The sequence below is a fragment of the Leptolyngbya sp. CCNP1308 genome, assembly GCF_034932455.1.
Classification (GTDB): Bacteria; Cyanobacteriota; Cyanobacteriia; order Phormidesmidales; family Phormidesmidaceae; genus Nodosilinea.
Genome location: NZ_JAYGIH010000057.1, coordinates 1 through 2,691, shown reverse-complemented (window position 1 = coordinate 2,691; position 2,691 = coordinate 1). Strand labels below are relative to the sequence as shown.

3 protein-coding genes are annotated in these 2,691 nt (G+C 56.9%); 2 read left to right on the top strand and 1 reads right to left on the bottom strand.

Annotated features, from left to right (window positions below):
• Positions 1-86: 86 nt before the first annotated feature.
• Complete coding sequence (locus VB780_RS14175) at positions 87-407, bottom strand: hypothetical protein (RefSeq protein ID WP_323351811.1); 321 nt, start codon at positions 405-407, stop codon at positions 87-89.
• Positions 408-1,243: 836 nt separating this feature from the next.
• Here VB780_RS14175 and VB780_RS14170 point away from each other — a divergent pair.
• The gene (locus tag VB780_RS14170) at positions 1,244-1,999 is read left to right on the top strand and encodes a hypothetical protein (RefSeq protein WP_323351810.1); all 756 of its coding nucleotides are present in this window, start codon (positions 1,244-1,246) and stop codon (positions 1,997-1,999) included.
• A complete protein-coding gene (locus VB780_RS14165; protein WP_323351809.1) occupies positions 1,986-2,429 on the top strand; it encodes a hypothetical protein in 444 nt (147 codons plus the stop codon). Before VB780_RS14170 ends, VB780_RS14165 begins: the two co-directional genes overlap by 14 nt.
• Positions 2,430-2,691 lie beyond the last annotated feature (262 nt).

Below are 2,691 nucleotides of genomic sequence, written 5' to 3'. Positions count from 1 at the left end.
TGTGGGCTTCCCGGCTTTTTCAGACATCACGAGATGACCTTGAGTACGTTAAAGTCCCTCGCCCTATCTTCGACACCTGGACCGAGCTACTTTGCCATGCCGCCTGATTGGATAAAGTCGAGCTTAGGTCTCTTCCTGCCGATGCCGCGATCCGAAACTTGCCAGTCGCCCCTAGACCGCCCCTGCCAACCGCCCCTATTCCCCGTGTTCCTCTCCCCCCTGTAGGCGGCGGCGCGGCAGCCGCAGGCGGTGGGGTCGCCGGTGGAGCTGCCACAGCGAGTAGTGCTGCTGCTACCGCTGGCGCAATTGCGGCGGGGGTGCTGGCCTTTGGGTTTGGCTTTGCCGTGGGCGATGCGATCGCCGGTAGCTTGGGCATTGAATACCCAGGGGGTAAAAATGCTCTGCAATATTTTTTTGGTGGTAAAAACCCTGGCATTGTGGCCACTGGTGCCGTTGATGCACCATTGACCACAACCTACGAAGGAGATCCGCCATTTACTGGCGGTCAATCGCCTGGGGTTCTATACCAGGTGACATCAAACTGGACAGATTTCCAAGGCAACCCCGCGAGCGTAACCGATGAGGTCTATGGCCCAATTCGGGGGTTTGACCTAGGCCCGGTAAATTCATTGGGCAACCGATTACTGTCTGCTTTGTTTAGCGACCAATCCGGCAACCTTGTTGTTAGAGGGTTGCAAGCCATACCCGCAGGGCAGCAACCATCCCCGTATTTCTCGAACATAACTCGATTAGACGGGCTACCAGACACAGGAGGAAATCCCGCTGGGAACCCCGAAACCGGCACCCTCCCCAGGCGCGTTGGAGCTCCACTACTTGCCACGCCTACCGCCCCGGCTGCCCCTCCGGCCCCGACGATCGCACCCACACCACCCACACCACCCACCGACCCGGCGACCCGGTTAACCCTCCCGAAGACAAGCCAAACCCTGCACTGCCCAGCTGGCTGTATAACCTGCCCTATGCCATGCCAGCGGTAGCCCCCGCCGCTGGGTTGTCAGGCTCTCCTGCAAAGGGGCCTAACACCACACCACTAAACAATCCTCAACCTAGTGATGCAGGTGCTGGGGACACACCTCGCCCGCCAACTAAAACCGATAACTCATGCCGGTGCAACATTCCTCTGTTCAACAAACTTGATGCACTGGATAAAAAAATTGAGAGATCACTTGGCGGGGTCGCTGGTCTAGCTGCTGATGGAGGCATTTTTGCCTACCTGCAAAAAATGCAGGCCTTCGCAGAAAAAGCCTGGGAGATGAGCCGCATTCAAAAAGTGCTCAACGCTCTCACGCTGATCACCGTGCTCCACAACGCCAGCATGGTAAGCCGCGACGTGGGCGAGACCATGGGCTACGCCCTGGCGCAGGGCCTCGACGTGCTCGGCATCGAAGATGAGGAAGGCAACGCCCTCGACGTGAACGGCTGGTTTGGCACCCAGGCCAACAACTTCTTTGAGAACCTGTTTGGGGCCGAGCGATGGCACGGCCTGAACGAAACCTGGAACAAAGCTAACCGCATCATCATCAGCGCCACCATGATCGTCTGGACGCTGCGTAGCATCCACGACGGCACCCAGGAGGTTCTAGAGTGGACAGCGGAGAACACCGGCAAAATCGGCAACGCCCTAAAAAAATGGGGCGTTGTGGGCGAGCGAGCCTACCCGTGGATGGCTGAACGGGTGAAAGCCCAAGATGCCTGCCGCCGCAAGTTCTCACGCATTCTTGACGGGCTAGAGGCGGCAGAAAACACGGCCAGCAGCTACGCCATGGTGACCAGCGAAGTAAGAGAGATTCAGGAAGAAATAGGCGAGCTAAGTGAGCAGCGGGAAAACTTCACCAATGCCCTACGTGACATGGTGCCCGAGAGCTACCCCGACAACAGCCAATTTTTAGCCCCCAATGAAGAGGCCGGAGAGAATGCCAGATCTGGCCCCGCCGTAACAGCCACCGATATGGAGCCGGGAACCAATGGCACTCCCTGATAACTTTTCTGAAGCCGAACACCTACAAGACTTGTTCAGACGCTACGCCAACCGCCAGGTTAGAGAGTTTTTCAGCGACCTGGGCGGTGAAGACTGGGAACCCGATATTGGCACCACGCGGGGCAGTCTGCGCCATGGGGCCACCCATAAAGACGAAGACTCGCTACCCATGACCCTATTGCGGTGGGAGTTGTTTAACTACGTGCGGCGGCTGAAATTCGACGTTCCTTACATCGGCATTCCGGTCACCAGCTTTAACAGTGAGCGGAAATACAAGCCGCAAATTGTGCTCTTTTTTCAAGAAGACTTGGGCGACGTTGAACCCGGTTTTGAAGTGGTGACTGGGCCGCGTCAGCTTTCGCTGCATGGGCTACGAATCAGATACGCTGACCCCATCAGTAGCCCAAACCTTTGCCAACCGCATCAATAGCAATTTCATGACCGGCGGCGGGTTTGTGTGGCGGAAAGGTCGAACCATGTGCGCCTATACCGACTGGGATAAAGGCTATCAGCTGCAAGTGCTGGCGCGATCGGAAGCTAACGGCATAGCGCTAATCGACAGAGTGCTAGGGCGTGTCATCAATTAGGTAAACTGGGACAGTAGTATCTCATCCCATCGAAGTTCAATGACGACCCGACGCTATGCGCTGCGCGATGACCAATGGGACCGCATCAAGGATTTATTGCCGGGA